Source organism: Thermomonospora catenispora (assembly GCF_006363815.1).
In the GTDB taxonomy this organism is placed as follows: Bacteria; Actinomycetota; Actinomycetes; order Streptosporangiales; family Streptosporangiaceae; genus Thermomonospora; species Thermomonospora catenispora.
Window position 1 is genome coordinate 71716 of the sequence record NZ_RRYT01000001.1, and the last position, 26150, is coordinate 97865.

At 71.7% G+C, this 26150-nt stretch carries 23 protein-coding genes and 1 pseudogene; 14 read left to right on the plus strand and 10 right to left on the minus strand.

Annotated features, from left to right (window positions below; genetic code table 11):
• Positions 1 to 8 precede the first annotated feature (8 nt).
• Positions 9 to 866 carry a helix-turn-helix domain-containing protein gene (locus tag EIO00_RS00330; protein WP_140174547.1) on the plus strand — a complete coding sequence of 286 codons (858 nt, stop codon included), beginning with the start codon at positions 9 to 11 and terminating at the stop codon, positions 864 to 866.
• A gap of 44 nt (positions 867 to 910) precedes the next feature.
• On the opposite strand, the gene EIO00_RS00335 is transcribed toward EIO00_RS00330, so the two are convergent.
• Positions 911 to 1708, minus strand: a complete 798-nt coding sequence (locus EIO00_RS00335; RefSeq protein ID WP_140174549.1) for an ABC transporter permease — start codon at positions 1706 to 1708, stop codon at positions 911 to 913.
• Positions 1708 to 2580 (minus strand): annotated as a pseudogene (locus EIO00_RS00340) (ATP-binding cassette domain-containing protein); the annotation flags it as partial. The pseudogene EIO00_RS00340 and the gene EIO00_RS00335, both read right to left, overlap by 1 nt.
• A 70-nt stretch (positions 2581 to 2650) precedes the next feature.
• Here EIO00_RS00340 and EIO00_RS00345 point away from each other — a divergent pair.
• From EIO00_RS00345 to EIO00_RS00360, 4 genes are all read left to right on the plus strand, one after another.
• Positions 2651 to 4330: a recombinase family protein gene (locus tag EIO00_RS00345; RefSeq protein ID WP_140174553.1), complete on the plus strand. Its 1680-nt coding sequence runs from the start codon at positions 2651 to 2653 to the stop codon at positions 4328 to 4330.
• Positions 4331 to 6990: 2660 nt separating this feature from the next.
• Positions 6991 to 7221, plus strand: a complete 231-nt coding sequence (locus EIO00_RS00350; RefSeq protein ID WP_140174555.1) for a hypothetical protein — start codon at positions 6991 to 6993, stop codon at positions 7219 to 7221.
• Between the two features lie 249 nt (positions 7222 to 7470).
• Positions 7471 to 8709, plus strand: a complete 1239-nt coding sequence (locus EIO00_RS00355) for a phage major capsid protein (RefSeq protein ID WP_140174557.1) — start codon at positions 7471 to 7473, stop codon at positions 8707 to 8709.
• A gap of 891 nt (positions 8710 to 9600) precedes the next feature.
• Entirely contained in the window at positions 9601 to 9846 is a 246-nt protein-coding gene (locus tag EIO00_RS00360) for a hypothetical protein (protein WP_140174559.1), read from the plus strand.
• 89 nt (positions 9847 to 9935) lie between these two features.
• On the opposite strand, the gene EIO00_RS00365 is transcribed toward EIO00_RS00360, so the two are convergent.
• Positions 9936 to 10202, minus strand: coding sequence for a winged helix-turn-helix domain-containing protein (locus tag EIO00_RS00365; protein ID WP_140174561.1), 267 nt, complete (start codon positions 10200 to 10202; stop codon positions 9936 to 9938).
• 538 nt (positions 10203 to 10740) lie between these two features.
• On the opposite strand from EIO00_RS00365, the gene EIO00_RS00370 reads away from it, so the two are divergent.
• On the plus strand, positions 10741 to 10956 hold the full coding sequence (locus EIO00_RS00370) for a hypothetical protein (protein ID WP_140174563.1): 216 nt from the start codon (positions 10741 to 10743) through the stop codon (positions 10954 to 10956).
• A gap of 2 nt (positions 10957 to 10958) precedes the next feature.
• Here the strand turns inward: EIO00_RS00370 and EIO00_RS25475 are convergent, their stop codons facing one another.
• Positions 10959 to 11270 carry a hypothetical protein gene (locus EIO00_RS25475; RefSeq protein ID WP_277752841.1) on the minus strand — a complete coding sequence of 104 codons (312 nt, stop codon included), beginning with the start codon at positions 11268 to 11270 and terminating at the stop codon, positions 10959 to 10961.
• Positions 11271 to 11335: 65 nt separating this feature from the next.
• On the opposite strand from EIO00_RS25475, the gene EIO00_RS00380 reads away from it, so the two are divergent.
• Positions 11336 to 12313, plus strand: coding sequence for a TetR/AcrR family transcriptional regulator (locus EIO00_RS00380; protein ID WP_140174565.1), 978 nt, complete (start codon positions 11336 to 11338; stop codon positions 12311 to 12313).
• 544 nt (positions 12314 to 12857) lie between these two features.
• Here the strand turns inward: EIO00_RS00380 and EIO00_RS24920 are convergent.
• Complete coding sequence (locus tag EIO00_RS24920; protein WP_241661031.1) at positions 12858 to 14711, minus strand: serine/threonine-protein kinase; 1854 nt, start codon at positions 14709 to 14711, stop codon at positions 12858 to 12860.
• 262 nt (positions 14712 to 14973) lie between these two features.
• Here EIO00_RS24920 and EIO00_RS00390 point away from each other — a divergent pair, with 262 nt between their 5' ends.
• From EIO00_RS00390 to EIO00_RS00405, 4 genes are all read left to right on the plus strand, one after another.
• Positions 14974 to 15501: a PadR family transcriptional regulator gene (locus tag EIO00_RS00390; protein ID WP_140174567.1), complete on the plus strand. Its 528-nt coding sequence runs from the start codon at positions 14974 to 14976 to the stop codon at positions 15499 to 15501.
• On the plus strand, positions 15501 to 16241 hold the full coding sequence (locus EIO00_RS00395; RefSeq protein WP_140174569.1) for an ABC transporter ATP-binding protein: 741 nt from the start codon (positions 15501 to 15503) through the stop codon (positions 16239 to 16241). Before EIO00_RS00390 ends, EIO00_RS00395 begins: the two co-directional genes overlap by 1 nt.
• Positions 16238 to 17584 (plus strand): FtsX-like permease family protein, encoded by a 1347-nt coding sequence (locus EIO00_RS00400; protein ID WP_140174571.1) that lies wholly within the window; start codon positions 16238 to 16240, stop codon positions 17582 to 17584. Before EIO00_RS00395 ends, EIO00_RS00400 begins: the two co-directional genes overlap by 4 nt.
• Before the next feature lie 197 nt (positions 17585 to 17781).
• Positions 17782 to 18255, plus strand: a complete 474-nt coding sequence (locus EIO00_RS00405) for a hypothetical protein (RefSeq protein WP_140174573.1) — start codon at positions 17782 to 17784, stop codon at positions 18253 to 18255.
• Between the two features lie 202 nt (positions 18256 to 18457).
• Here EIO00_RS00405 and EIO00_RS00410 read toward each other — a convergent pair whose 3' ends face one another.
• The 3 genes from EIO00_RS00410 to EIO00_RS00420 all read right to left on the minus strand — a co-directional run bounded on the left by EIO00_RS00410 (position 18458) and on the right by EIO00_RS00420 (position 20276).
• Positions 18458 to 18994, minus strand: coding sequence for a hypothetical protein (locus tag EIO00_RS00410; protein ID WP_206663998.1), 537 nt, complete (start codon positions 18992 to 18994; stop codon positions 18458 to 18460).
• 212 nt (positions 18995 to 19206) lie between these two features.
• Complete coding sequence (locus tag EIO00_RS00415) at positions 19207 to 19488, minus strand: DUF397 domain-containing protein (protein ID WP_140174575.1); 282 nt, start codon at positions 19486 to 19488, stop codon at positions 19207 to 19209.
• A gap of 590 nt (positions 19489 to 20078) precedes the next feature.
• Positions 20079 to 20276, minus strand: coding sequence for a DUF397 domain-containing protein (locus EIO00_RS00420; RefSeq protein WP_140174577.1), 198 nt, complete (start codon positions 20274 to 20276; stop codon positions 20079 to 20081).
• Between the two features lie 640 nt (positions 20277 to 20916).
• Here EIO00_RS00420 and EIO00_RS24690 point away from each other — a divergent pair.
• On the plus strand, positions 20917 to 21630 hold the full coding sequence (locus EIO00_RS24690) for a serine/threonine-protein kinase (protein WP_206663999.1): 714 nt from the start codon (positions 20917 to 20919) through the stop codon (positions 21628 to 21630).
• 190 nt (positions 21631 to 21820) lie between these two features.
• Positions 21821 to 22309 carry a hypothetical protein gene (locus EIO00_RS24695; protein WP_206664000.1) on the plus strand — a complete coding sequence of 163 codons (489 nt, stop codon included), beginning with the start codon at positions 21821 to 21823 and terminating at the stop codon, positions 22307 to 22309.
• Between the two features lie 216 nt (positions 22310 to 22525).
• On the opposite strand, the gene EIO00_RS00430 is transcribed toward EIO00_RS24695, so the two are convergent.
• Positions 22526 to 23278 (minus strand): siderophore-interacting protein, encoded by a 753-nt coding sequence (locus EIO00_RS00430; protein WP_140174579.1) that lies wholly within the window; start codon positions 23276 to 23278, stop codon positions 22526 to 22528.
• A 211-nt stretch (positions 23279 to 23489) separates the two neighbouring features.
• Between EIO00_RS00430 and EIO00_RS00435 the strand changes: the two genes are divergently transcribed.
• Positions 23490 to 24248, plus strand: coding sequence for a TetR/AcrR family transcriptional regulator (locus tag EIO00_RS00435; protein ID WP_140174581.1), 759 nt, complete (start codon positions 23490 to 23492; stop codon positions 24246 to 24248).
• A 670-nt stretch (positions 24249 to 24918) separates the two neighbouring features.
• Here EIO00_RS00435 and EIO00_RS00440 read toward each other — a convergent pair.
• Positions 24919 to 26133, minus strand: coding sequence for an amidohydrolase (locus tag EIO00_RS00440; protein WP_140175042.1), 1215 nt, complete (start codon positions 26131 to 26133; stop codon positions 24919 to 24921).
• Positions 26134 to 26150 lie beyond the last annotated feature (17 nt).

Below are 26150 nucleotides of genomic sequence, written 5' to 3' on the forward strand. Positions count from 1 at the left end.
GTGAGGGCATGAGCGGCAACGAGCTGGGCGAGTTCATCAGGTCCCGTCGCGAGGCGATCACCCCCGACCAGGTGGGGCTGCCGACCGGTCCCCGCCGGCGCACCCCCGGGCTGCGCCGGTCGGAGCTGGCCACCCTCGCCGGGATCAGCGTGGAGTACCTGACCCGCCTCGAGCAGGGACGCGACCGGAATCCGTCGTTCCAGGTCCTCGGGGCGCTGGCCGACGCGCTGCGGCTGTCCACCGCCGACCGGGAGATCCTGCACCGCACGGCCAAGGCGATGCACGGCCCCGGCATGTGCATGTTCCGGGCGCAGCCGCCGTCCCGCACCGTCCGCCCGACCCTGCGGGCCCTGCTGGAGCGCCTCGAGCCCACTCCCGCCGTCGTCCTCAACCGGCTGAACGACGTCCTCGCCCACACCGTGGCCTTCGAACGCCTCACCGGGCCGCTCGGGCTGCTGGACGGCGACCCGCCCAACGTGACCCGCCATGTGTTCACCGATCCGCGGGCCCGCGCCGCCTATCCCGAGTGGGACCGGGTCGCCGACGAGCAGGTCGCCTGCCTGCGCACCGAGACCACCGGGAACGACCCGCACGCGGCGGCGTTCATCGACGAGCTGTCCCTGGTGGTGGGCGCCCCGTTCACCTCCCGTCTGCAGGGCGTCCCGAGCCCGCCCCCGCGCACCGGCGTCCTCCGCCTCGTCCATCCGGAGGCCGGCGAGCTGCGCCTGGCGTACGAGACCCTCGCCGTGTCCGCCGACGACGGCCAGCGCCTGCTCGCCTACCTCCCGGCCGACGAGTCCGCCTCCACGGCCCTGGACCGGCTCACCGGCCGCCGTCCCGGCACCCTCCGCGCCGTGGCCACCTGACGGCCGCCGGAGACCTCCCGGCGGCCGCCGGGGCGGCCGGGCGGTCAGGACCGCCGCTGGTAGGCGCGCAGGGACAGCGGCATGAAGATCGCCATCAGCAGCACGGACCAGCCGATCGTGGCGAGGATCGGGTGGGCCACGGGCCAGGCGGCGTCGGCCGTGGGGGCGCCGGGATTGCCGAACAGGTCACGGCAGGCGGCGGTGGCGGCGCTGACCGGGTTCCAGTCGGCGATCACGCGCAGCACGGCCGGCATCCCCTCGGTGGGCACGAACGCGTTGGACAGCATGGTGATCGGGAACAGCAGCGGCACCATCTGGTCGGCGACCTGCTCGTTCTTGACCCGGAACCCCAGGTAGCAGCCCACCCAGCTCAGCGCGTACCGCAGCAGCACCAGCAGCGCGAACGCCGCCAGGGCGCGCAGCGGCCCCTCGTGGGGCCGCCAGCCGACCAGCAGGCCCATCCCCGCCATGATGCTCAAATTGAGCAGCCCGGACGGCACGTCCGCGCCGGTCTGGCCGAACGGCACCGCCAGCCGCGACATCGGCAGTGAGCGGAGCCGGTCCATCACCCCGCGCGAGGCGTCGGTGGCCACCTTGAGGGTCATCGCCATCATCGAGCTGAAGGTGATCATCGCGAACAGCCCCGGCATCAGGTACTCGCGGTAGCCGCCCCCTCCGGGCACCTTGATCGCGCTGCCCATGATGTAGCCGAACATCAGCACCATCAGGGCGGGGAAGATCAGCGACGCGACCAGTTCGCCGGGCTCGTGCCGCATCTGGCGCAGCTCCCGCTCGACCAGAGTGAGACCGTCCGTGATCGTCCAGCGCAGCGACGTGCCCATCAGGCGGCCTCCCCCTCGGTCGCGGCGGCGTCCGTCTCCCGGGCGGTCCGGCCGGTCAGGTGCAGGAAGACCTCGTCCAGGGACGGACGGCGCAGGGCGATGTCGGCGAGGGCGATCCCGGCGCGGTCGAGCTCGCGGACGGCGTCGGCGAGCCGCAGGTCGGCCGGGGCCGGGGCGGTCAGCCGGCGCTGGTCGGACGCCGCGGGGTCGGTTCCGGTGATGCGGGCCAGCACGGCCGACGCCGCGGGCAGCGCGTCGGCGTCGGCCAGCTCCACCTCGATCCGGCCGCCGAGGTCGGCCTTGAGCTCCTCGGGCGTGCCCTGGCCGATCACCCGGCCGTGGTCGATCACCACGACGTCGTCGGCGAGCCGGTCGGCCTCCTCCAGGTACTGGGTGGTGAGCAGCACGGTGGTGCCGTCGGCCGCCAGCGCGCGGACGGCGTCCCAGATCTCGCCGCGGCTGCGGGGGTCCAGCCCGGTGGTGGGCTCGTCCAGGAACAGCACCCGCGGGGTGACGAGCAGGCTGGCGATCAGGTCCAGGCGGCGGCGCATCCCGCCGGAGTAGGTGCCCGCCACCCGGTCGGCCGCCTCCGTCAGGCCGAAGCGTTCCAGCAGCTCGTCGGCGCGCCGCCGGGCCCGCGCCCGGGACAGGTGGTGCAGGCGGCCGAACATCTGCAGGTTCTCCCGGCCGGTCAGCCGCTCGTCCACGGCGGCGTACTGCCCGGCCAGCCCGATGAGGGCGCGCACCCGGTCGGCCTCGCGCACCACGTCGTGCCCGGCGATCCGGGCGCGCCCGGCGTCGGGGCGGGCGAGGGTGGCCAGGATCCGCACCGTCGTGGTCTTGCCGGCCCCCCGGACAGACCTGTTGGGACCTCAGCCGAACACCCGGGCCGCTGGGAGTGACAACGCCCCCGGTAGCCCGCCTAGCTGGGGAGACGCACACATGACCGTGCCGACGCTCGCGGAATCCGCCATTACCTATGACCGCCCGGCGGTCGTGATCTACATCCGTCTGTCGCGGGACGCGGACGACTCCACGTCTGTCGAGTCGCAGCGGGAGTTGTGTGAGGAGTACGCGGCCCGCATGGGGTGGCGAGTGATCGCGGTGTACGAAGACGTTGACGTGTCTGGGGCAACGCGACTGGAGGACCGGCCCGGCATGTCCCGCGTGCTGGACCTGCTCGCCGCGCGCCGCGTCCGCTACGTGCTGGCGTGGAAGCTGGACCGTTTCGCCCGTTCGATGATCGAATTCGGCCGGTTCATGGCCGCGCTTTCTCTCGCAGGTGCGGAGGGCATCACCACCGATGGCGTTCTCTCGCCGGGCGGTTCCGCGACGGTCGGAAAGATCATGGCGGCCATCGCGGAAATTGAGCGCGACATGATCATTGCCCGCACGGTCACCGCGAAAGACCGGCTCCGCAAGCAAGGCCGCTGGCCGGGTGGTAAGGCACCGTACGGGTTCCGGATCGTCAAGCGGGACGGCGGTAAATACCTCGACATTGATCCGGAGACCGGCCCGCGTGTCCGCGAAATGGTCCGCCGCGTGATCGCGGGGACGCGAATTGAAACGCTTGTGGACGAGCTGAACGCGGCGGGTGTTTTGGCCCCGTCCGCGTATGGGCGCGTGCAACGGGGCCGGCCTCCGGAGAACTCGCGTACCGGCAAGCTTCCGAAGTGGACCGCGACCGCCCTTAAGGATCTGCTCATGAGCCCGACCCTTACCGGAACGCTCATGCATGACCCGCGTCCGCAGCATGAGAAAACGGACGCGAACGGCAAGCGCGTCAAGGCTCGCGCTAAGGATCTGCGACCCGTGCTGGACGCGGAGGGCCGCGTGGTCAAGGTCGGCCCGGAACTGATCTCTGAGGCGGAACACCTCCGCGTGCGCGAAGCGCTCAAATCCCGTAGCGTCCCCATGGGTGCGCGCGCCACAGACACCATGCTTTTGCACATCGCGGAATGCGCGGGGTGCGGTCACGCGATGTACACCAACTTTCACCGCAACAAGGGCTACAGCACGTACCGATGCGCCAACAAGGATTGCACGGCCCATGCGTTCATCGCGGACAAGCTGATTGAGCCCTACGTGGCTTCCGAAGTGCTCGCCGCTATCGGCGCGTTCCGGCCCCTGATCAAGGCGGCCGAAGTCGCGGACGTGTCCGCGGAAATCGCACGCGACCGGGCGGCCGTCGAGTCGCTTTCCGAAGCGCTCGTCACGCTGCCCGCCGGTTCTCCCGCGTGGGACGCGGTGATGGCCCAGCTCACCGCGACTAACAAGCGGCTCGCAAAGCTGGAGGAACAGCAGGCGCGCGCGGGTGAAGCGACGTGGGTTCCGGCCCCGACCACGTTCGCGGAGGACTGGCACGCGGCCCCGGACGATTCCGCGCGGCGGGCGCTGCTGCGCATGGCGGGTGTCCGCGTGACGGTCCGCAAGGCGGCCCCGGGGCTCACGGTCGCGGACCGCGTAACGGTGGAGATCACCAACCCTGACGCGCTGGCGGTGGCGGACACGTTGGACGCCATCGCGACCGAGGAGACGACGCTCAACACCCCGGCGGCGGACGCGGCCCGGAACGCGGCGAGCGTGCGGGGCGTGCGGCTCCAGGTGGACACCGCCGCATAGCCTGCCCATAGCGCACTGAGCGGCCCGCAGACGGCCGCAGACGACCCCCGGTGACCCGCAGAGGGTGCCGCCGGGGGTTCGTCGTGTCGGCGGAGCCTGGCAGCGGTCCGCGAGGCACGGCCGCGCCGACCGTCGCGGGCACGGCCGCGAGCATCACGCACGGCCGCGCCACGCGGCCCCGGCTCGCGGAGGGGTGCCGGGGCCGTCTGCCCGCGCACCGTCACGGAGGGTGGAGCGCCGCTAGACGTTCTGTCGAGGGAGGATGACGAAGTGACGAAATGACGAGCGGTCGGGTACTACCTATAGCGCTATAGAGTTAAACCCAACTCGCTTTCATTTCGTCACTTTGTCATTTCCGCAGGTCAGTGCCTTACCCCTCCGTGGGGCGGGCTGCCCCACTCACGCATGGTCACAGAGAGTAGGATGCCGCTAGACGCTCCGTCAAGAGCGATGGCGAAATGACGAAATGACAAGAGGTCGGGTACTACCTATAGCGCTATAAGGACAAACCCAACTCAAAGTCATTTCGTCATTCCGTCATGGCCGCAGGTCAGCGGGCCGCCCCCCTCCGCGGGGCGGCGGGACGCGAAGCCTCGCCGCGCGGGGATGCCGGGGCGGGCACGCTCGCCGCGCCGACCGCCCAGCCTCGCGGAGGCACGGCCGCGAGGCATCGCCGGAACGGCCGCCCAGACGGCCCGGAAAACCGCCGAGAACCGCGAGGATGACCAGTCCCATACCCCGGAAACCGGGCGGGGGTCGGTCGCGCGTCTGCGGCCCGTACAGCGCCGCACGGCGAGCATATCGGTTCCGGGCCGGCCGTCGCGGGGGATATGAAACAAATCGGGTGAACATTTGCGCGGCTGGGGAGTGAGAACACCACTGCCCGCACGTCACGATTTCGCGGAGGGATGCCCTGTGGTCGTCAAGGTCCGCGAGGATGCGCCCGCGTGCCATCGCGCGGGATGCGCCAACCCCGCCAGGCTCGCCTACTACGGTGACCGCTTCCCGGTGTACTGCTCCCACGAATGCCGACGCCTGGATTGCCGTGCGAACCGCGGCACTCCGTAGGAAGACGCGTGGGAGCGGTCGCGCCACATGATCGCACGGTGCGGCCGGATCATTCCGGGTATGCGGCCGGTGCGGTTCGCGGTGTGAAGGGGGCGGCGTGAAGGCTTGTGTGCATTGCGGTCGTGCGTTCGATCCTCGCGGCACGCGGGCGATCTTGTGCAGCGTCACATGTCGTGAGGGGCGCAGTCGCACGCGTAGGCGTGCGCGGTATCGCGCGCAGGTCCGAGCGCGGTACGCGGCTGGGGTGTAGTGCGTTCGCGGCCCGGCAACTCCGCCATGCGGAGGCGGAGCCGGGCCGCATTTTTCGTGTGTTACAAAAGTCCGGCGGTATGTTCGCGCTTTCTCAACTAACACATAATCTATAGCGTAGTACCGGGAACGCGAACATACCATCCGAGATTCGTAACACCCGCTTTGGGAGGTGATGCGACGGTGGCAAGCGACCCGGACTTTCGCCGCGAGGATTGCGCGCACTGCGGCGCGTGGCTGGACGGCCGCCAAACACTGTGGTGTTCCGCCGCGTGCCGGGTGCGCGCCTACCGTCAGCGCAAGCGCGAGGCGGCCCGCGAAGCGCGGGGCACCGTGACCAGTGGGCACTAGAGGGCGCTGAAACGGCCGCAGACGGCCGACTGGTGGCACCCCCGGACTTCCACAGGTCCGGGGGTTTTCGCGTCTGTGGGGACCGCTCAGCCGTTTTCGCGCTGCCGTTCCACGCTTGCTTTCCTATGAGAATGGTACAAGGGATATCGAACATTTACCCCGGTTGGGAGGGATAACTTAATAGACCTCCTTGCCTGGGAATTCATGTCGGCGCTGGCCAGCCGTTCGGGCAAGTATGTTTCGCCCCGTCCGGGGGCTGGCGCGCGAGGCCAGGCGCGCGCCGGCGGTCCGGGCGGGGCTTTTTTTGTTAAGACCGCAAAAAAGCGGCACAAAGCCCCCGGGGTGCAGCGGGTAATCTGCACATGCCCGTACCATCCGGGCACTGCCGGAAATCTGCCGGTAGCCCACGGCCCTTTTTCGGTCGCCCTGCGGGGTCGTGGGCTACCAGCTCCGCAGCGGATACGAGCAATGCGGAGGTGCGTTATCGAGCTTCCGGACTTCGAACCTGCCGCGACGGTACACGCTCGCATCTATGGCGATGTCCTCGGCGGCATTCGCGCTGACGATCCGCCGAACGTCCTCGCGGAGGCGCGGCGGATGAGGGCATGGGAACCGACTTCTAAGACTTGACGGACCGCCCGCGAATCGCGGTGCGTGGTCCGCGAAAGGCTTCCGCTTCGCGGCGGAAGACGGGGCGGGGTGACCCGCCCTGTTCCATGTTGCGGTATCTCCCGAAGCGCGGAACCCCTCGGTTCGCGGCGCGCGGGCCGCATCGGCTGGGTTCTCCGGTGCGGCCCGCACGGAGGCGTGGGCAACGCAGTAACGAGACTTACCGGACCGCTCGCGAATTGCGGCGCGCGGTCCGGATGAGGCTTCCGCCGCATGGCGGGAGGCATGCACCCATTCAGCCGGTGCCGGCCGTGCCGGTTCTGTTCCGGTGCGGCCGGTTCACTTCCGGCGGGGGCGCGGCCCTACGGGGGGTTGAGAAAGCAATGCATGATCTTCACGCCGCGATCGCTGACCTGACAACCGTTGAACGGCGGTCCCTGATAATCGTCATGGCGGAAAGCCGGGATCGGTGGGTCGGTTATTCTTCGCGGCTCGCACAGTTCTTTGCCGTCTTGGCCGCGACGGTCGCGGAGGTGGACGACCGGCAGCGCCGCATTATCGCTGAGATGGAACGTGATGTTAGCGGCGCTATTTCCTGTGATCTGCCCGGCTGATCGGGCGGCACGGTTTCGGACTTCATTGCGGGCAGTGCGACCCACACCCGCTACCCGGGTCCCGCGGCGGCCGGATCGAAAAAAACGCCGCGTCCCGTTTGAAAAGGGCTTCCGGCCAGCAGGGCGCAACCCACTGACCGAACGCCTATCCGGCCTGCGGCATGCCGGTTTTTGCGATGCCGCGAAGTTTGGCGCAGGGTGACCCCAACGCCGCTAGTGGAAACAGCACGACCGTAAAGGATAAGCGGTATGAGCGAGCTTGTGAGGCGGCTCCACGAGCGGCGCATGCAAGCGTGGCGATCTGCTAAAGCGATCCTGGATCGAGCAGACGGCGAACGCCGCGACCTCACCACGGCGGAGGAAGCAGAATTCGACGCCCACAAGGAGCTTGTGGAAGCTCTAGATGCGAGGATGCAAGAGCTGATCGAAAAAGAGCGGCGAGCCAAGGAAACGCAGGAGACCTTTGCCAAGATCCTTGGCCAGGAGCCGGGAGCGAGGAATATGACGGCGACCGACACCATGCTTGCTGCGGAATTTCGTGATCGCATCGCGCGTAACAGCCGTGAGCCGATCACCGTGGAATGGCGGGATGCCAGGTCCGGTTTTCAGCCGGGCATCGAGCGTCGCAGCATCACCACCGGGACCGGCGGTGGCCTGACCGGTACGACGTTCTTTAACCGGCTGGTCATGCACCTTACGGAGATGTCCGCCATTCTCGCGGCCGGTGCGACGGTCGTTACCACGGAGACCGGGGAAGACCTCGTCATCCCCGCATCCACTGCCTTGAGTACCGCCAGCATTGTTCCCGAGGGTGCCCAGATCCCCATGTCGGATCCTGGCGTGGCTCCGGTGACGCTGCGAAGCTACAAGTACGGCTTCCTGGTACAGGTCTCGGGCGAGCTGGCCAACGACACCGCGTTCGATCTGCTCGATTTTCTTGCCCGCGAGGCGGCACAAGCCCTTGCGAACGGTGCCGGGGCGCACTTTATCGCGGGCACGGGTTCCGGTCAGCCCTCCGGGGTGCTCACCGCCGCGACCGTTGGTGTGACCGGCGCGGGTCCGGCCCCGACCGCCGACGAGCTTATCGACCTGTATCACAGTGTGGCGGAGCCGTACGCCCGTTCGCAGGCAGCGGGGTGGTTGATGTCCAATGCGACGCTTGCGGCCGTGCGCAAGCTTAAGGACAACCAGGGTCGGTATCTTTTCGACGTGGATATTCCGCCCGGTACCGGGGCCGCGGGCACGCTGCTGGGCCGGCCAGTGTTCGTTGACCCGAACATGCCCACAGTTGCCCCTGGGGCGAAGTCGATTCTGTTCGGTGACTGGTCTCGGTATGTTGTGCGGTCGGTCCGGGAGATGCGCTTTGAGCGCTCGGACGATTTCGCGTTTGACCGCGACATGGTGACGTTCCGCGCCCTGTGGCGCGTTGACGGTGCGCTGGTCGACACGACGGGTGCGATCAAGTCGTTCATCGGTGGCGGTGCATGATCGGCTGACGTGAACGCCAATACGCGGCGGGCTGCAATGCGGTCCGCCGCGTATTGGCGTTTGTGCGGCATGGTAACGCCATATGTCACGTGACACTATCGCCGTCGCGTGTCGTGCCGCCTATGGGTGTCGCCTCCGTGTGCCGCGTGTCGCCTCCGCGTGTCAACGTCAACGTTCACGCTCCGCGCACACTGCCGCGAGGCGGTCCGCAGCGGGCGTTACGCAGCGTCACCGCCTCCGCTTGCGACCGCCGCCCCCGTCTGACCTGCGGTAACGCCTCGTACCTGCGGTTTTTTGGACGGACAAGGCCGGGCGCCCCCGCCGCCGTCCTCCCGTCTCTCTCTCCGTGACGCAGAGTCGCGGACCGGGGGTCACAGCGCGTGAGCGCGGAGGGGTGCGGGCGGGTGCGCGGGTGTCGCCGCGAACGCGCGGGGCCGTGCCGCGTGTAACCGCAATCGCGGTACCGCGTAAATGCCGTGCCGCGTGTGCACAGCCGGGCCGGCGGAATGTCGCCGGTGCCGTTGACGTTGTGTCGCGTGGGAATTCACGCGTGTAAATGCGCCCTGGGGTGTGTAGCCCCGGGGCGCATTTCGTGTTTACGGGGGTGTCGCCTGCGTTCACGCGAGCGGTGACACGGGGTGTTTCCGGTTTACGCGGCAGGCGACGCGCTTACCGCTGTAGAGAACTGTCGCCGCATCGGAGACACGGGGCGTTCCCGCCGCGCATCGCCGGGGGTGCGTTAGCGGCTCACATATGGCTGCTGTGGTCGCCGCGAACCCACTTGACGCGGGGATCTTGTGGTGCTCTCATAGCGCACACGAGACGGCCCCGGAACGGTGCGGCAACACCGCCCGGGGCCTAGGGGATCGACCTGCTAGGGAGGTAACCCCCATGGCTTGCAAGCCTATCGAATTCCGCATGCCGGAAGCCGCAAAGGTGGATGCGCTTTGGGAACTGATCGGTGATCTAATCGCGGAGCTGACGCATTCCGGCCGGATGTCCGCCGCGGAGGCGCGGACGTGGGAAGCGCAGGCCGCTGCGATCACCCTTGACCGGCCGGAGCTTGCAACGCCCGGCGGGATGGTCGTGAGCGAGGCGGAGCGGATCACGCTCGCCGCGTCCCGCTCCCGCGAGTAGCCGGCACGGCGAAACGCCCCGAGCGTCCCCGCGAGTAGCGGGAGGTTGCTCGGGGCGTTTCGTCGTTTCGGGGGTTGTGCGGCGATGCTCTAGCCGTTGTCCGGCTGGGGCGTGTCGGCTGGCCGGATGTCGGGCGACACGAACACGCCGCGACCCCTGACGCCTATGAGTAGCCCGCGTTCGCGGAGGATCGCCAAAGCGTCCGTGACGGTCCGGGCGCTGATCTCGAATTCGTCGGCAAGCTGCTGCGCGGTGGGCAGCTTGGACCCTGGCGGGTACTCCCCGGACTCGATACGCGCCGTGATCACCGCCGCGAGTTGATCGCGTAGCGGTGCGATGCCGTCAAGCTGGGCCATGCCACAACGCTACGGAACTGGACGCAATGCTTCCGTTCCGTGCGCTTCTATTCTCTTCCGATCTCTGCGTAACTCCGCGTAGGCTGCCCTCCAGACATGCAAGCGGCCCCGGCCCGGCGGTGACGCGCCGGGGGGTTCCGGGGCCTGGCCACGAACGGAGCGTGGTTATGGGAGAGCGTATCCCGCGTGCCCTGGGTGACGAGATCGCCCGCAATGTCCAGCGGCAGACGGGCGGCCGTTGGGTGGTGTGGTTCGGCCACTTCACCGGCCATCTGTGGGCCATCCCTCGCGGCCGGTACTGGGACGGTCACATTGAAGCGGCCAGCGCGGTTGAACTACTGGCACGCATCGGCGAGGTAGACGCATGGTTCGGATCTGGCGGTATCGGTCATGGCACCGAACCCGCCCGGCACGCCCGGACCGGACACGGCCGCCCCGCCCAGCCGTCCAGCCCGCCGAAGATGCGCAGCGCTGCCAGAGTGCCCCGCAGGGTCGCGGCCCCTATGCGCCGCGCGGTGTCGGGCGCTTGGAGCCTGGCATGAGCGGCTACCGCGTACACGCCGCCCCGAATGGCGTCACCTGTGACGCGGCGATCCACGGTGATCGGCCGGTGCCCGCGATCGTGGTCACCGCCGATGAAAGCGCGTGGTGCGAAATTCACTGGTGGTGGATTCACGATGACCTGACGCGGGACGGTCACACGATCGAGTACACCGCCGCCGCACGCGCCGCGCTGAGGCTGGGCAGTTCCTAGCCTCAGCACGGGTCAGACCAACCCCCGTCCGCCAGAGGGGAGCGGACGGGGGTTGCCGCATGTCTGGCCGCGTGCCGCGAGTCGCCTGCCAGTGCGCGCGGGGGCCGTCGCGGCTGGGCGGGCCGCGTGACGGGGCGTGCGGCGGGGCCGCGTGTTACCTTGGGGTCTCTGGTCTCAATAGTCTGACCGGAACCGTTGGGCCCCAGCAGCGCGCAGACGGCGCCGGGCGGCACCGTCAGGTCCAGGCCGCGCAGCGCGCGGACGTCGCCGAAGCGCTTGTACAGCCCTTCGGCGACGACGATCGGTCCAGTCATCGCGACTCCGTTCTGAGTACACCGTACGCGGTTATTGTGCACGGTCAGGGTAAGAACTGAGTACGATGTACGCAACCCGTTCGCCGGAGGAGGAGAACGACGTGGGCGACGACGCGCCCGACATCATCTGGCTGCGACCGGAGCGCCCGGCCCGGGGACCGCGCCCGGCCTACAGCAGGGCGCAGATCACCGCGGCCGCGATCCGGATCGCCGACGCCGAAGGGCTGGAGGCCGCCTCGATGCGCCGGGTGGCGGCCGAGATCGGCGCGGGCGCCATGTCGCTGTACCGCTACGTGCCGAGCCGGGAAGACCTGATCAACCTGATGGTCGACGCCGTCTACGGCGAGCTGGACCTGCCCGATGAGCCCTCCGACGACTGGCGCGCCGACCTCACCCGCCTGGCGCACGCCCTGCGCGCGGTCTCCCGGCGCCACCCGTGGTTCACCGACGTTCGGGGGGTGCGCCACATCTTCGGCCCGAACACGCTGCGCTTCCTGGAGTTCGGCATGGGCGCCCTCGACCGGCTCGGGGTGCCGGTCGACGAGATGATGGCCCTGTTCGGGATCTTCCAGGGCTATGTGACCGGGTTCGTCCGCGAGGAGGCGGCTTGGATCGAGGAGGAGCGCCGCACCGGCACCACCCGCGAGCAGTGGATGGCCCGCTCCGGACCGTACATCCGCCACATCCTCGACAGCGGGGACTACCCGGTCTTCAGCAAGATCGTCCTGTACGCCCGCCAGCCGCACATGGACGACGACGAGCGTTTCGCCTACGGCCTGGAACGCGTCCTGGACGCCATCGCCGCCGCCCTGCCCCGATCGGCCGGCGCGACGGAGGATTCAGACCCCCTGGTCCTCCAGCCGCCAGAACTCCTCGTTCCATCCCGGACCGGCGACGACGTCGGGATGGGCGGCCATCCACTCGGCCCGGCGGATGAAGTCTCGCACGGCGTCCGGCCAGGGCAGCGGGATGTGGTTGACGAAGACCTTCCGGCCGGACCCGCGGGCGTCGACGTCGTCGGAGACCGCGACGAGGATCCGTGACCCGGCGACGGGCACCCAGTAGGGCTCCCGGTTCCCGCTCGCCGCGTCCACGTTGACCTCGAGGTCGGCCTCCAGGACCTCCGGCGGCCCGCCCTGGGCGACCACGTCGGCGAGGAAGGCGCGGATGTTGAGGCGGAACGTCTCCCACGGGGCGGCCTCGTCGGCGAGATGGGCCACCAGCTCCTCCCAGGCCCATCCCTCGCCCTCGTACCGCAGCGGCCACCGTCCGTCCGCCGGCTCGGCGCGCACCGTCTCCAGCGGCACCCCCGGCACCTGGACGTGGGCGCCCTCGTCCTCGTTCCAGGCGGGCGTGTTCAGCGTGAACCAGTGGTAGCCGGCGGTGGAGTCGTCCTGGGCCCACTCCGGGGTCTCCTCCAGCATGATCGGCCCCTGCCAGCCGGCGGCGGCCAGCCTGACGCGCAGCGTCTCGGTCAGCTCCTCGCGCAGCGCCTCCGCGTTGGCGCGGGCCCGCCGCTCGAGCTCCTCGTCGGTTCCGTGGGCATCGCTCATGATCACAGCTTGCTCCATCGTCGTCGTCGCCGTCTCAGGAACGCTGCGGCGTGGGCGAGGCGCCGGGGAGGAGAGCGACGATCTCGGGCTTGAGCAGATCACGGACCCTGTCGTAGGGGGCGTGGAACAGGTCGAAGATGCAGGCGCTGCCCTCTGTCGACCAGATGAGCTCGAAGCGGTCGGGGGTGAAGAACACGGTCATGTGCGGCGGGTACTCCATGTCCAGGCCCTGGGGCTCGGACGGGAAGAAGTCGGCCCGGCCGACCGAGTAATCGGAGGCGCAGCCGCCCGACTCGAAGATGCCCTCGGTGGCGGTCATGCGGCTCAGCAGGGTGGAGATGCCGCGGCCGGTGAGCGTCTCGGGGCGGAAGACGTCGGCCGCGGTCAGCGCCCGGCCGGTCTTGACGTTCACGGTGACCGCCCACGACGGCAGGGTCCCGTCGGCGGGGTAGCACAGATCACCGCTGATCTCATAGCGGACGGAGACCAGGGTGGGGCCGCGCAGCCCGACCCGTACATCGGAGTTGATGTAGCTGGTGCCGGTGCACAAGTCGCGATTGCTCCGGGTGGCATCGCGCATCCAGGAGATCCACCAATCCAGCGGCTGCCGGAGCGCCTGGTTGATCCGCTGCTGCCGCTGAGCGTCGCCGAGCCCGCTGACCTGCGCGTACCGGGCGTTGCGGATCTGCAGAGGGACGTCGGTGTAGGTCTGGTTCTGAACGGCGGCGGCCACCGCGACCGGCCGCTCCGGCGGGGCGGCGGGCTTGGCGGGGGCGTTCGCGACCACGAAGCCGCCGGCCCCGGCGACCACCCCCGCTCCGGCCACGGCCAGCGCCACCTTGGCCCCGGCGCCGGCGAGCAGGCCGCCTCCCCCCGCCGCGGCGGCCACGCTCGAGACGCCGCCCAGCGCGGCCCCGCCGGCCGCGCCGCCCGTCGCGCCGCCCACCGCCGCTCCCCCGGCGGCGGCCCCCGCGGCGGCCGAGCCCGCGGCNGCCGAGCCCGCGGCGGCCGAGCCCGCGGCCGAGACGTGGGCGCCGCCGAGCGCCGCCAGCGGGAACAGCGACGCCAGCGCCACCGCCGCCCCCGCGAGGGTGCGGACGCCGCGTTCCTCCCAGTCGGGGCCGTACTCGGCCGCCGCGATCGCGTCCAGCTCGGCCACGAACGCCGCCGCGCCCGGCGGGCGCTGCACGGGGTCCTTGGCCATGCCGCGCTCCACCAGGCCCCGCAGCGGCCGGGGCATCTCCTCCGCGGGGATCGGGGCGCCGACGTGCAGCGCCCGCAGCTCCTCGATGCTTCCCTCGTACGGGCGGCGGCCCGTCACGCACTCGAAGAACACGCAGGTCGCGGCGTACACGTCGGTGGCGGGGGCGGCGCTCCCCCCGGCCCACTGCTCGGGCGCCATGTAGGCGGGGGTGCCCGAGCGGTCGCCCGCTCCCGCCGGCACCGCGATCCCGAAGTCGATGAGCTTGCTGAGCCCGTCGGCCTGCACGATCACGTTGGCGGGCTTGTAGTCGCGGTGGACGACCCCCACGGCGTGGGCTGCGGCCAGTCCCAGCAGCGAGCCCTTGAGCACCACCAGCGCCGCCTCCGGTCCCAGCGCCCCGTGCTCGGCCAGCACCCGCTTGAGCGAGACTCCGTTGACCGCCTCCATCACGATCGCCGCGCCGTGCTCGCTGTGCACCAGCCGGTACAGCCGCGCCACGTGCGGATCGGTGACCCGGCCGAGCAGCATCGCCTCCTGTCGCAGCTCCTCGGTGTTCTCGGCCCGCACGTACTTGATCGCCACCGGGGTTCCCGACTCGATGTGCCGGGCGAGCACGACCCTGCCCTGGGCGCCCCTGCCCAGCTCACGGATCTCCTGGAAGCCGTCGATCCGCCAGTCCCCCACCGTGTGCCCTTTCCTGTTCCGTCGAACACGTCCGGTCCGCCGTGTTAGACCGGCGGAAACCGATCATGGTTCGGGCTGCGGGGGGACGTCGACGGCCGGCCCTCGATCCCGGCCCGGAGCGCTCTCGACGCCCCCTCGGCGGAGGAGGACGGGGAAGGGCGGGGAAGGCGGGGAAAGGCGGAGGTCGCTCGGGGGATGCTTCCGTGTGTCCTCCTCCGAGCGACTATTCACTCAGTACATACACCGAGTGTATAGTCCCCCCATGTCGATTCCGCACATCCTGCTGGGGCTGCTGACGGAACGGCCCAAGCACGGATACGAGCTCAAACGCGAGCACGACGAGCGACTGCCCGGCGCCAAACCCGTCGCCTACGGGCAGGTGTACTCCACGCTCCAGCGGCTGGAGCGGGACGGACTGGTCGCGGTCGCCGAGACCCTCAGCGACGGCGGCCCCGAGCGCACCGTCTACCGGCTCACCGACAAGGGCCGCGAGCGCATCCGCTCCTGGCTGAGCGAGGTCGAGCCGCCCGCCCCCTACGTCACCGGGGCGCTGTTCACCCGCCTGGTGCTGGCCCTGATCGCCGGCGAGGACCCGCAGCGCTACCTGGACCGCCAACGCGCCGCCCACCTGGCGCGGATGCGGGAGCTGACGGCGGTCAAGACCGATCCCGCCCGCACCACGGCCCGGCTGCTGGCCGCCGACCACGCCCTGCTGCACCTGGACGCCGACCTGAGATGGATGGAGCTGGCCGCCCGCCGTCTGGCGGACCTCACCAAGGAGATCACCTGATGCCACCCGTACTGGAAGCCCGTGACATAGCCAAATCCTTCGGCCCCACCCCCGCCCTGCGCGGCCTGTCGCTGACGATCGACGCCGGCGAGGTCGTCGCGATCACCGGCCCCAGCGGATCGGGCAAGTCGACGCTGCTGCACTGCCTGGCCGGGATCATCCGGCCCGACGCCGGAGAGGTCCGGTTCGGCGGCACCCGGCTGGACCGGCTGGACGAGGAGGCCCGCACCCGGCTGCGCCGCGACAACTTCGGCGTGGTGCTGCAGTTCGGGCATCTGGTGCCCGAACTGACCGCCGCCGAGAACATCGCGCTGCCGCTGATGCTCGCCGGCGCCGAGCGCGAGGCCGCCCACACCGCCGCCGCCGAGTGGCTCGACCGCGTCGGGGCGGGCGAATGCGCCCGTCTGCGGCCCGGCGACCTGTCCGGCGGGCAGATCCAGCGGGTCGCGGTCGCCCGGGCGCTGGCCGGCGAGCCATCGGTGATCTTCGCCGACGAGCCGACCGGCGCGCTGGACACCATCGCCGGCGAGCAGGTCCTGGCCCAGCTGCTGGGCGCGGTCCGCTCCCGGCGGGCCACCCTGGTGCTGGTCACCCACGACAACCAGGTCGCCGCCTACGCCGACCGGGAGGTCATCGTGCGCGACGGTCGCCTGGTCGACCCGGTCGAGCCCGCCGGACCGGCCGGAACGGGCGGCCCGCCGTGGGGGATGGACGCGACGCTGCCGGAGGTGACCCGATGAGCCCCGCCCTGACCGTCGCCGGAATGCTGTCCCGCGGCGCCTCCCGCGCCGACCGGCGCGTCCGCCGCCTGATGATCGCCGCCGTCGCGCTGGCCGCGTTCTTCCTGCTGGGCGCCGGGAACCTGCTGGCCATCCGCGGCACCACCACCGGCTCCTGGGCCGGGCTGGTCACCGAGGAGGGGCTGCGCGGCGGCACCGCGCTGGCCCTGGCGCTGCTGGTGATCCCTCCGCTGGCGCTGCTGCACCAGGCCGGGCGGATCGCCCAGGCGATCCGGGAACGCCGGCTGGCGGCGCTGCGACTGGCCGGCGCCACCCCGCAGGAGGCGCGCCTGATCGCCGCGGCCGAGGCGCTGCGCGTCAGCGTGACCGGCGCGGTGCTCGGCGTCGTCGGATACGTGGCCTGCCAGCAGGGGGCGATGGCCGCGCTGTCGGTCCGCGACACCGCCCGCTACGCGGTGCCGGTGTGGCTCGTCCCCCTGGTGGCGGCGGCGGTGGCGGTGGCCGGAACGGTCACCGGCCTGCTGGCCGCCCGGCATGTGGTGACCTCGCCGCTGGGCGTCGGCCGGCGGGCGCACCGGCCGCCCCCGCGCGCCGTCGCCCTGCTGCCGCTGGGCGCGGGCCTGATCATGCTGGCCGCGGTGTCGTTCCTTCCCGAGGGGTTCGCGCTGTCGCCGCAGATCGCCGGCGCCGTCCTCACCGTCGTCGGGCTGATGACCGCCGGCGGCCGCCTGGTGTGGGAGTCGGCCCGTCTCGCGGCCCGACGCGCCCGCGCCCCGCAGACGCTGCTGGCCGCGCGGATCCTGCAGGACGACCCGCGGCCATGGGGCCGGGCCCTGTCGGTGGTCGGTCTGGTGGTGCTGTTCGGCACGGGGGCCGGCACCATCCAGGCCGAGGTGCTGGGCGACATGCTGGAGGAGGGCTCCTCCAACGACCCGTTCTGGCTGGTCAGCTTCGCCCTGGTGGACTCGGCGCTGCTGCTGGCGCTGGCGGTGGCCGCCACCGCGCTGGTGGTGCACCGCGCCGAATGGCTGCTGGAGAGCCGCCGGTCGCTGGCGGCGCTGGCGGCGTCCGGAACGCCGACGGCCGCCCTGCGGCAGACCGCCCAGCGGCAGGCGCTGATCGCCGGCGCGCCGGTCTGCGCGGTGGCCGCGTTCGCCGGGCTGCTCGGCACGGGGACGTTCGCCGTGGCGGCGTCCGAACCGACGGCGTTCGTCATCGCCTGGCCGCTGGGCCGGGCCGTGCTGATGGCGCTGCTGGGGATCGGCGCCGCGGCCGCCGTCACCGCCGCCTCCCGCCGACTGCTGACCGGCGCCGCCTCCCCTGACAACCTGCGCACCGAATGACGCGGACCCTTCGGGGGGACCGCCCTGGGGAGGCGGGCCCCCCGAAGGGGGTCACATCCCGGACTTTCCCGACCTCACGGCGGTCGCAGATAACAGACCGGCGGCGCCTTGGTCATCTCCACGCAATGCCAGCGTGGCGCCGAACACCCCCTTGTTACTTTTCGCAGTGCCCTCATCACCTAGAGCAAGGGGGGATCATGTCAGCTGTCCGTAAGCGTCTGGCAGGCGCGCTGCTGGCCGCCGCCACGGCGATGACGGTCGCCGCCGGTCCGGCCACCGCCCAGGCCGCCGCCACGACCGCAGCCGACCACCGGAAGCCGCAGTCGTACAGCCACTACCACCCGTACGGCCCGGGCCACGGCCACCCGCGCAGCCACGCCAAGACGCTGAGCTTCCGCTGCCACGTCCCGGCCCGCGGCTGGAACAACCGCTGCCTGCGGTTCACCGTGCCGGCGCGTTCCTCGGTGTACGTCTACAACCGGCGCTCCGGTCACCGGCCGGTGGCGTTCCGCGTCCACCGTCACCAGATCGTCCTGCGCGAGGGCGGGCGCGGACGCGTGTTCTCCAACCGCAGCAACCGCCGCATCACCGTCCACCTGGCGGTGCGCAGCGCCCACCGCGGTCACCGCGGCCACACCAGCGGGGTGGTCTACATCAAGCATCACCGCTGACCGCACACCCGCACCGCGGCCCCGGCCGACCCGGCCGGGGCCGTTCCCTCACCCTCCACAGAGAGGCCCCGGCTCTCAGGCCGGGGAGGAACGCGCAGGCCGGAGCGGTCATCGAGCCGGCCCCGGCGACTCCCCTCCGGCGGACGTCCCGCCCGGTCCGGGCCCCCGGCGGGCGGTCCGCCGCCCGGCCCGGCACCGGTCTTCAGTCGTCGACCAGGAACTTGACGAAGATGATGAGCGCGCCGATGCCGAGGTTGAACAGGCCCGTCACGGCCGCCCCGGCCGGCCGCGCGCCCATCCGCATCCCGCCGACCAGGCCCCACAGGAACAGCCCCGCGGTGTTGGCCACGGCGGCCGTCAGCAACGCGGCCCCGAGCCTCATCACGCCGAGGGCGGACAGGCAGATCAAGACCAGCGGCAGGACGGCGGACGACAGCAGCGGAGCGGTGACGTAGGCCATGCGGCGCCGGTCCGGGCCGTGCGGATGGACGCCGTGAACGATCCGGTAGACCTGCCAGTCGGCGGTGAACATCGCCCCCCACAGCCCGCCCGCGGTGATCACGACCACCAACGCGGCATCGGCGTGGGACACGTCCGGGGACCGGAAGAGCCCCATGAGAACGGCGACGATGGTGATCGTCGCGTATATCCGCTCCTTCAGCCGCTCCGCCTGGGCCTCCGTCAGCGGCGCGACCCATAACGACCCTCCACCGGGCCTGCGATCGGCGGAACCCCCCACGATGAGCCACCTCCCACCCTCATTGGACTACAGGCGCCACGGACATCGCAGGTCAGGGGCCCTGCGGCGTGCCGGCCGCGGCGGCGGAGCGATGCGCGCGGCCGGTGGGGCGGCGCGGGCAGTCTCGGGAAGGCGTGCCCGGACGGCGGTCCGGACGGGCTCGCACCCCCTTCCCGGCGGGGAAGGGGCAGGGGGTGCGGCCGGGCGGCCGGCTACACGTCGTGCTCGCCGGTCTTGATCGAGGCCAGGAGCTCCGCCGCCGCGCGACGGTCCAGCAGCAGGACGGGACCGCGGGGGTCCTTGCCGTCCCGAACGGCGAGAACGCCGCCGGTGACGGCCGATTCCCTGCGGCCGCCGCATCCGACGCCGTTATGGACGCCGTCACGCCGCTCGGCGCGCCCCGAATTCAAAGCGACGGCCAACTCGACGCAATTGATCTGGTCGGGGCCGCAGTAGGTGCTTCTGCGCCAGCGCAAGGGCAGCATGTCGCTCATGACACTCCATTCATGTGGGCGGGAAAGCTGATGCGCGAGGGCCGCGCAGATCCGGTCCACATGGTGGTGGGTGGCGTGTTCTGCGAGGTAGGAGCATCAAGGCTGCAATGTTGTCCCCGGCGGGACAATGCGTTCATTGCGCAGTAGGGCAATACGGTCGGGGCTCATCGTTTCGGCCCCGCCGCCGTCATCATCCGCCGCCCGAAATCCCGTCAGGAAAAGAGATCCGATCCCCGGTCGGTTCAGGCGGAACCCGCCGCTCCCTCGCCGCGAACGGCGAACGGCCTCGATCTCCCCGGGCAGGACGTGAGGGCCCGCCCGCCGGTCCGGAAATGCCCGTCTCGGGATTCCCGCCGTCCCGGACACCGGCTTCGCCGGGCACGGCGGCCGGCTCCACGCACTCGCCGTACCCGCCGCCGTGACCGCTCCCGCCCCGGGCCGTGCCGCCGAAGAGGCCCATCACGGCCTCCCCCGCCTGCACGGCGGGCCCGCCCCACCCGGAGACCGCCGCGGCCGGGACCGGCCCCCGCCCGGAGCGGAGCCGCCCCGTCCGGAGAGCACCGCACAGGGCACGCCGGCCCCGCGCCGCGTCACAGGTCGTGACGACCGGCCTTGACCTCGTTCAGCAGAACCGCGAACCCCCGCCGGCTGATCCGCAGATGCCCGGCGTCGGGGTTCTTGCCGTCCCTGACGGCGACGACGCCCGGTGCACCGGCCAGCTCGACGCAGTTGCCGTGGGAACCGCTGCGGCTGCTCTTGCGCCAGGCGGCGCCGTCGACAGCCCCCATCGTCCCCTCTGCCCGCATGGCAGATCTCACCCCCGTTTCGAACGCTCAGCGGCCAGGGCCGCCCTCCCCGGAGGGGCCGGATTCAAGCCGACCGCACCATGGCGGAGGTCGTGGTGACCAGACTTGATCTCAGCGAACAGGACGGCGAGGCGCCGCCGGTCGATCCGGGGCGCCCGGAGGCGGGATCTTCGCCGTCCCGAACGCCCAACCGGGCATGGCGGCCGATTCGGCACGGCCGCCGTGGACGCCGCCGTCATGACCGCCTTCCCGTCGGGCGACGTCGTCGAAGGCGTTCATGCAGAACGGATCTCCCCGCCTGAACAGCGGATCCCGCTCCCGGCCCGCGGGTCTGATCCGGGATGCGGCCCGGATGGGACCGGCCGATCCGCATGCCACGCCAAGGGGCGTGAGGACAAGCCCCGATCCCGGTGAGCGGGACGGCGGACCCACGTCCGCCGGTCTTCAGCCGCCCGGCGGCAGGGTTCCCGCCGTCGTCCGGCCGCATGGCCCGCGTCCGAGCCCGTGACCGGCGCTCTCCCGCCGGCGACCGGGCGACGCTCGGGCCGGGCATGCTCTCCTCCCGGAGGATCTCACAGGGAGAAAGCCGGCATCGGCCGCCGTCGCTCAGCACACTGTGCGAGTGACCGAGTGGCGAGCGGCGGGGTTCCGCGAGGTTCAGGAGCTGGGGCGGGGCGGGCAGGGCCGGGTCGTCCTGGCCGTCCACGAGGAGTCGGGGACTCCGGTGGCCATCAAGTACCTGACCGCCGGGGCGCGGAAGGCGGATCAGGACGAGTTCGAGCACGAGGCGCGGATGCTGGGGCAGCTCGACAGCCCGCACGTGGCGCGGCTGTACCGGCTGGTGCACAGCGAGCACGGCACGGCGATCGTGATGGAGGCCGTGGACGGGGTCTCGCTCAAGCGGATCCTGGCCGAGCACGGGGCGCTGGCGCCGGAGGCGGCCCTGACCGTGCTGAAAGGGTCGCTGCTGGGGCTGTCCGCCGCGCATCACCTGGGCGTGGTCCATCGCGACTACAAGCCCGCCAACGTGATCGTGCGGGCCGACGGGCTCAGCAAGCTCATCGACTTCGGCGTCGCGCGGTACACGGGCGAGGCGGGCGGCGGAGGCACCCCCGCCTATATGGCGCTCGAGCAGTGGCGGTCCGAGCCCGTCACCCCGGTGACCGACGTGTACGCGGCGACCTGCGTGTTCTTCGAGTGCGTGACCGGGCGGCGGCCGTTCGACGGCGGGATCGCCGAGCTGCGGCGGTCGCATCTGAGCGCTCCGGCGCCGGTGGCGGACGTGCCGGAGCCGTTGCGCCCGCTGATCGCCAGGGGGATGGCCAAGGACCCGTGAGAACGCCCGCCGGGCGCGGCGGCGTTCGTCGAGGAACTGGAGGGCGTCGCGGCGGCCGCCTTCGGTGCGGAATGGGAGCACCGGGGAGTGCGGCTGCTGGCGGGCGCGGCGACCGCCCTGGCGGCGTTGTTCCCGCTCACCGCGCTCGGGCTGGCCTCCTCGGGCGCGCTGGCGGCCGGCTCCGGAGGCGGTGCGGGCGTCCCCCCGGGACACCACCCTGCAGGTCACGCCCTCGATACGGCTGAACGGTCCGCGTTATCTCTCGGTCCGCTACGACCTCGTGTCCCACTCGCGGGCGCTGTGGCATCCCACCTGGAACTCCGACCGCACGGTCACCGTGGATCTGCGGACCGGCGCCGTGCTGCGGCCGGTCGACCATCCGGCGCCGTCGGCGCACGGTCCGGCGGGTCTGTCGACGCTCGGAGAGCTGCTCCGGGAGTTCGGCGCCGGCACCTGTTTCGCCGACGGCCGGCCGCTGCAGCTCGATGCCGGCGCCCTGGAGAACGCCGCGATCCAGTTCGCGCTCACCGGACGTCATCTGGAGGTGCTGCCGGACGGACCGGCGCTCGGCCTGGAGACCGCCTGCGGCCAGCCCACGATCTCCATCCCCTACCAGCGCCTCGGCGGGTTCCTGCGGCCCGACCTGCTCTCCGCCGTCGCCGGTCCCTCGCCGTCCTGAGCCCTCTCGCCGTTCCGAGCGACCCGCCGGGCACACCGGGCGCACGGGGCCGGCGATCGCGCCATGCCGTCCGGCCGGCGGTCCGGTGCACGGGCATCGTCCCGCCGGACGAGGAGCGTTCGTCTCCGCCGGAGGACCGGGCCCGGCGGGGCGGGCCCGGTGCCGTGGAGGGGCGTCGCCCTTCGGAGGACGGGCCCCCGGGTCCTCCCCGGGCCTTCAGTGCAGGCCGTACTTGCCCGGGGTCCAGAACGGCTTGACCTTGACGTCCCTGCGGTCCCAGCCGCGTTCGCGCACCAGGTGGTCGCGCACCATCTGGCAGGTCCGGGCCTCGCCGGCCACGTAGGCGGCGCCCGGCTCGTCCGGGAGCGGCAGATCGGCGACCGCCGAGACCAGCAGCCGGGAGGAGGCGGCCGAGGCGCCGTTGCGATGCACGCGGCGCAGTCGATGGGGGCCGGGCAGCGGCGGGTCGTGCTCGGGACCCGCGCTCTCCACCACCCCGTACACCCGTGCCGACGGTCCCAGCTCGCGGAGCATCGGCCCGAAGGCCGCGGAGGCGGTCTCCTCTCCGATGAAGACGTGGTAGGGGGCCTCCCGGGTGAAGAAGTCGCCCCGCGGCCACCAGAACGTCACGCGGTCCCCGGCGGCGACCTCCTGCGCCCAGCGCAGGCCGATGCCGTCGCCGCCGTACAGGTGGACGCGCAGCTCCAGCTCCCGTTCCTCGGGGAGATACTCCCAGATGGTGTACGTCCGCAGCGTCCGGCTCGGGCGGAGGATCCCGTAGACCGACAGCGGGTCGTTGATCTGGACCCGCACATGCTGTCCCGGCCGGTAGGGGAACGGGATCGGCTCGTCGGCCACCAGGCGGATCCGCCGCATCGTCGGGGTGACCAGGCCGGTCTCGGTCACCGTCCCCTCCAGGGCGTATTTGGTGATGCCCGCCGTCAGGGGGTTGCGCCTGGTACGGCTCATCCCGCCGCCTCCTCGACGGTCTCCTCCCCGCCGCCGCGCCGGGCGGCCCACGACAACCCCCACCAGACCGCCCCCGTCAGCAGGAGGAGCCACGGCCATGAGCGTCGGCTCATCAGCTCTCCTTAGAGTCATTAAGCTTCCTTAGAGACATTAAGGAAACATAGAGGGTCTAAGATGTCAACGGCCGGGCCGAGAGGAGGCGACGAGAACGGTGGCGGGCACCAGCAGACGGGACCGAGCACGCCGGGCGACCCTGGCCGAGATCCGGGAGGCCGTGCGCAGGCTGCTGGTCGCCCAGGGCTCCACGGCCGTCACGATCAACGCGGTGGCGCGGGAGCTGGGCATGAGCGGGCCCGCGCTGTACCACTACTTCGCCGGACGCGACGAACTGGTCGGAGCCGTCACCGCCGACTTCTTCGCCGAGCTCACCGCGGCGATGGAGGCCGCCCGCGACGCCTGCGCCGACGATCCGCCCGGCCGCCGACTGCTGGCCGCCGCCCGGGCGATGCGACGGTGGGCGATCGCCCACCCCGCCGAGTTCCAATGGATCTTCGCCAGTCCGCTCGCCGAGCCCGGCAAGGAGCCCCCTTCACGGCGCGTGGCCGCCGGACGGCGATTCGAACGGGTCTTCCTGGACCTGACGGTCGAGCTGTGGAAGGCCCGGCGGTTCCCCGTCCCCGACCCCGCCGACCTCGCCCCCTCCCTGCTGGAGCAACTGCGCCGCTACTGCACCGCGATCGACGAGGTCCTCCCGCCCGAGGCCGCGCACGTCATGCTGACCTGCTGGACCCGCCTGTACGGGCTGCTGTGCATGGAGGTCCTCCACCAGCTCGACTTCGCCTACAGCGACATGGAGCCGGTGTTCGAAGAGTGCCTGCGAGAGATCAGCGCACGGCTCGGCGTCGATTACTCCCCGCCCGAGCCCGTGCGGCGGAGGCCTCCGGCGCCCGCGTCCGACCAGGACGTTTGACGCTCTTTTTCTGAGGTACGCCGTGACACCACAGATCCATGACGGTTCTTGGTGAACGTCTGCGAGCGCAGAACCCCGCAGTTCGCGCCACGGGCCCACGCGCACCGAGGACGGGACGTGCCGCATGCGGCACCGCCCCGCGCACGTCCCGGGCAGAGGGGGTGAAGACGATCATCGCGGCATTGGTCGTCCCGCTGGCGGCGCTGATCGGCTTACTGCTCATGCAACGGCTGGAAGCGACCCTGCTCCCTCCCGCCACCGCGTCCGAAGACCGCACGGCCCCGCCCGAGCCCGCTCCCTCCACCGTCCCGTCCCGGCATCCGGCACGCCGCAGACGCCGCAACGTCCCCTGCGTCTGCGCCGGATGCGCACACCACCGCCCCCGGACGCACGTCCGGACCCGCCACCACAGGCGTCATCCGCCCACCGACGGCCCCCTGGGCCCGCACGACCCGGCGACCCGCCGCTGATCTGCGCGCCCGGACCGTCACTGGCCGCGCGGCACCGGGCACGTCGCACACCGGGCGCCGGTGAGAGCGATGCGCATCGCCCGCATCGAGGACCGCCGAAGGCGGACGCCCGGGCGGCACGGCGTTCCGTGCGCCCACCCGAGCCGACCGGGCGCACGGCGCGCACCCGCGGACGGGGCGGCGCCCTCTCAGGCGGCCCCTCAGGCCGAGACGGCGTCCTGCACGGCGTCGGCGGCCGGGTTGCGGCCCTCCCACAGGGCGGTCAGAGCGGTGGCCGACATGACCCGCACCCCCACCCCGATGCAGCTCTCGTCCACGTCGAAGTCGCCGCGGTGCAGGTCGTACTCCTCAGAGGAGCCCGGGGTGCGGACGCCGAGGCGGGCCAGCGCCCCCGGGATGGACTCCAGATACCAGCCGAAGTCCTCCCCGCCCAGGCTCTGCGGGGTCGGCACCGGCGCGTCCTCGCCGAGCATCAGCGTGGCGGCGTCCCGGAACATCTGCACGCTGCCGGGCTCGTTCACGGTCGGCGGGACGCCCCGCACGTACTCCAGGGAGGCCTCCACGTCATAGGCGGCGGCCACCGAATCCAGCAGCGCCTTCATCATCTCCGGCGCCTTGTGCCAGGCCTCGTCGTCCAGGCAGCGCACGGTGCCCTCGGCGATGCCGTCGTCGGGGATGGCGTTGGCCACCGACCCGGCGGCCACCCGCCCCCACACCAGCGACAGGCTGGAGCGCGGGTCGACCCGGCGGGACAGCGCGGCGGGCAGCTCGGTGACGATCTTGGCCAGCGCGTACACCAGGTCGGCGGTCAGATGCGGCCGGGCGGTGTGCCCCCCGGGCCCGGTGACCTTGACGTACACCTTGTCGCAGGCGGCGGTGATCGGCCCGGCCCGCAGCCCCAGCTGGCCGACCTCGATCCGCGGGTCGCAGTGCAGCGCGAACACCCGGTCCACCCCGGCCAGCCCGCCGGCGGCCATGACGTCCAGGGCGCCGCCGGGGTTCTCCTCGGCGGGCTGGAACAGCAGCCGCACCCGGCCCGGCAGCAGCCCGGCGGCGGCCTGCTGGGCCAGGAACAGCCCGGTGCCCAGCACGATCGTGGTGTGCACGTCGTGCCCGCAGGCGTGCGCCACCCCCGGCACGGTCGACCGGTAGGGCACGTCCTTCTCGTCCATCAGCGGCAGCGCGTCGATGTCGGCGCGCAGCGCCACCGTGGGCCCGTCGGCGGTCCCGATGTCACAGATCACCCCGGTGCCCTTGGGCAGCACCCGGGGCCGCAGCCCGGCCTCGGTCAGCGCGGCGACGATCCGCCCGGTGGTGCGCCGCTCGGCGTACCCGAGCTCGGGATGCATGTGCAGGTCGCGACGGAAGGCGATCAGCCGCTGGTCCTGCTGCCCCAGAAAGGCGTCGAGCTGCATCTGCAGCGCGGCCCCGT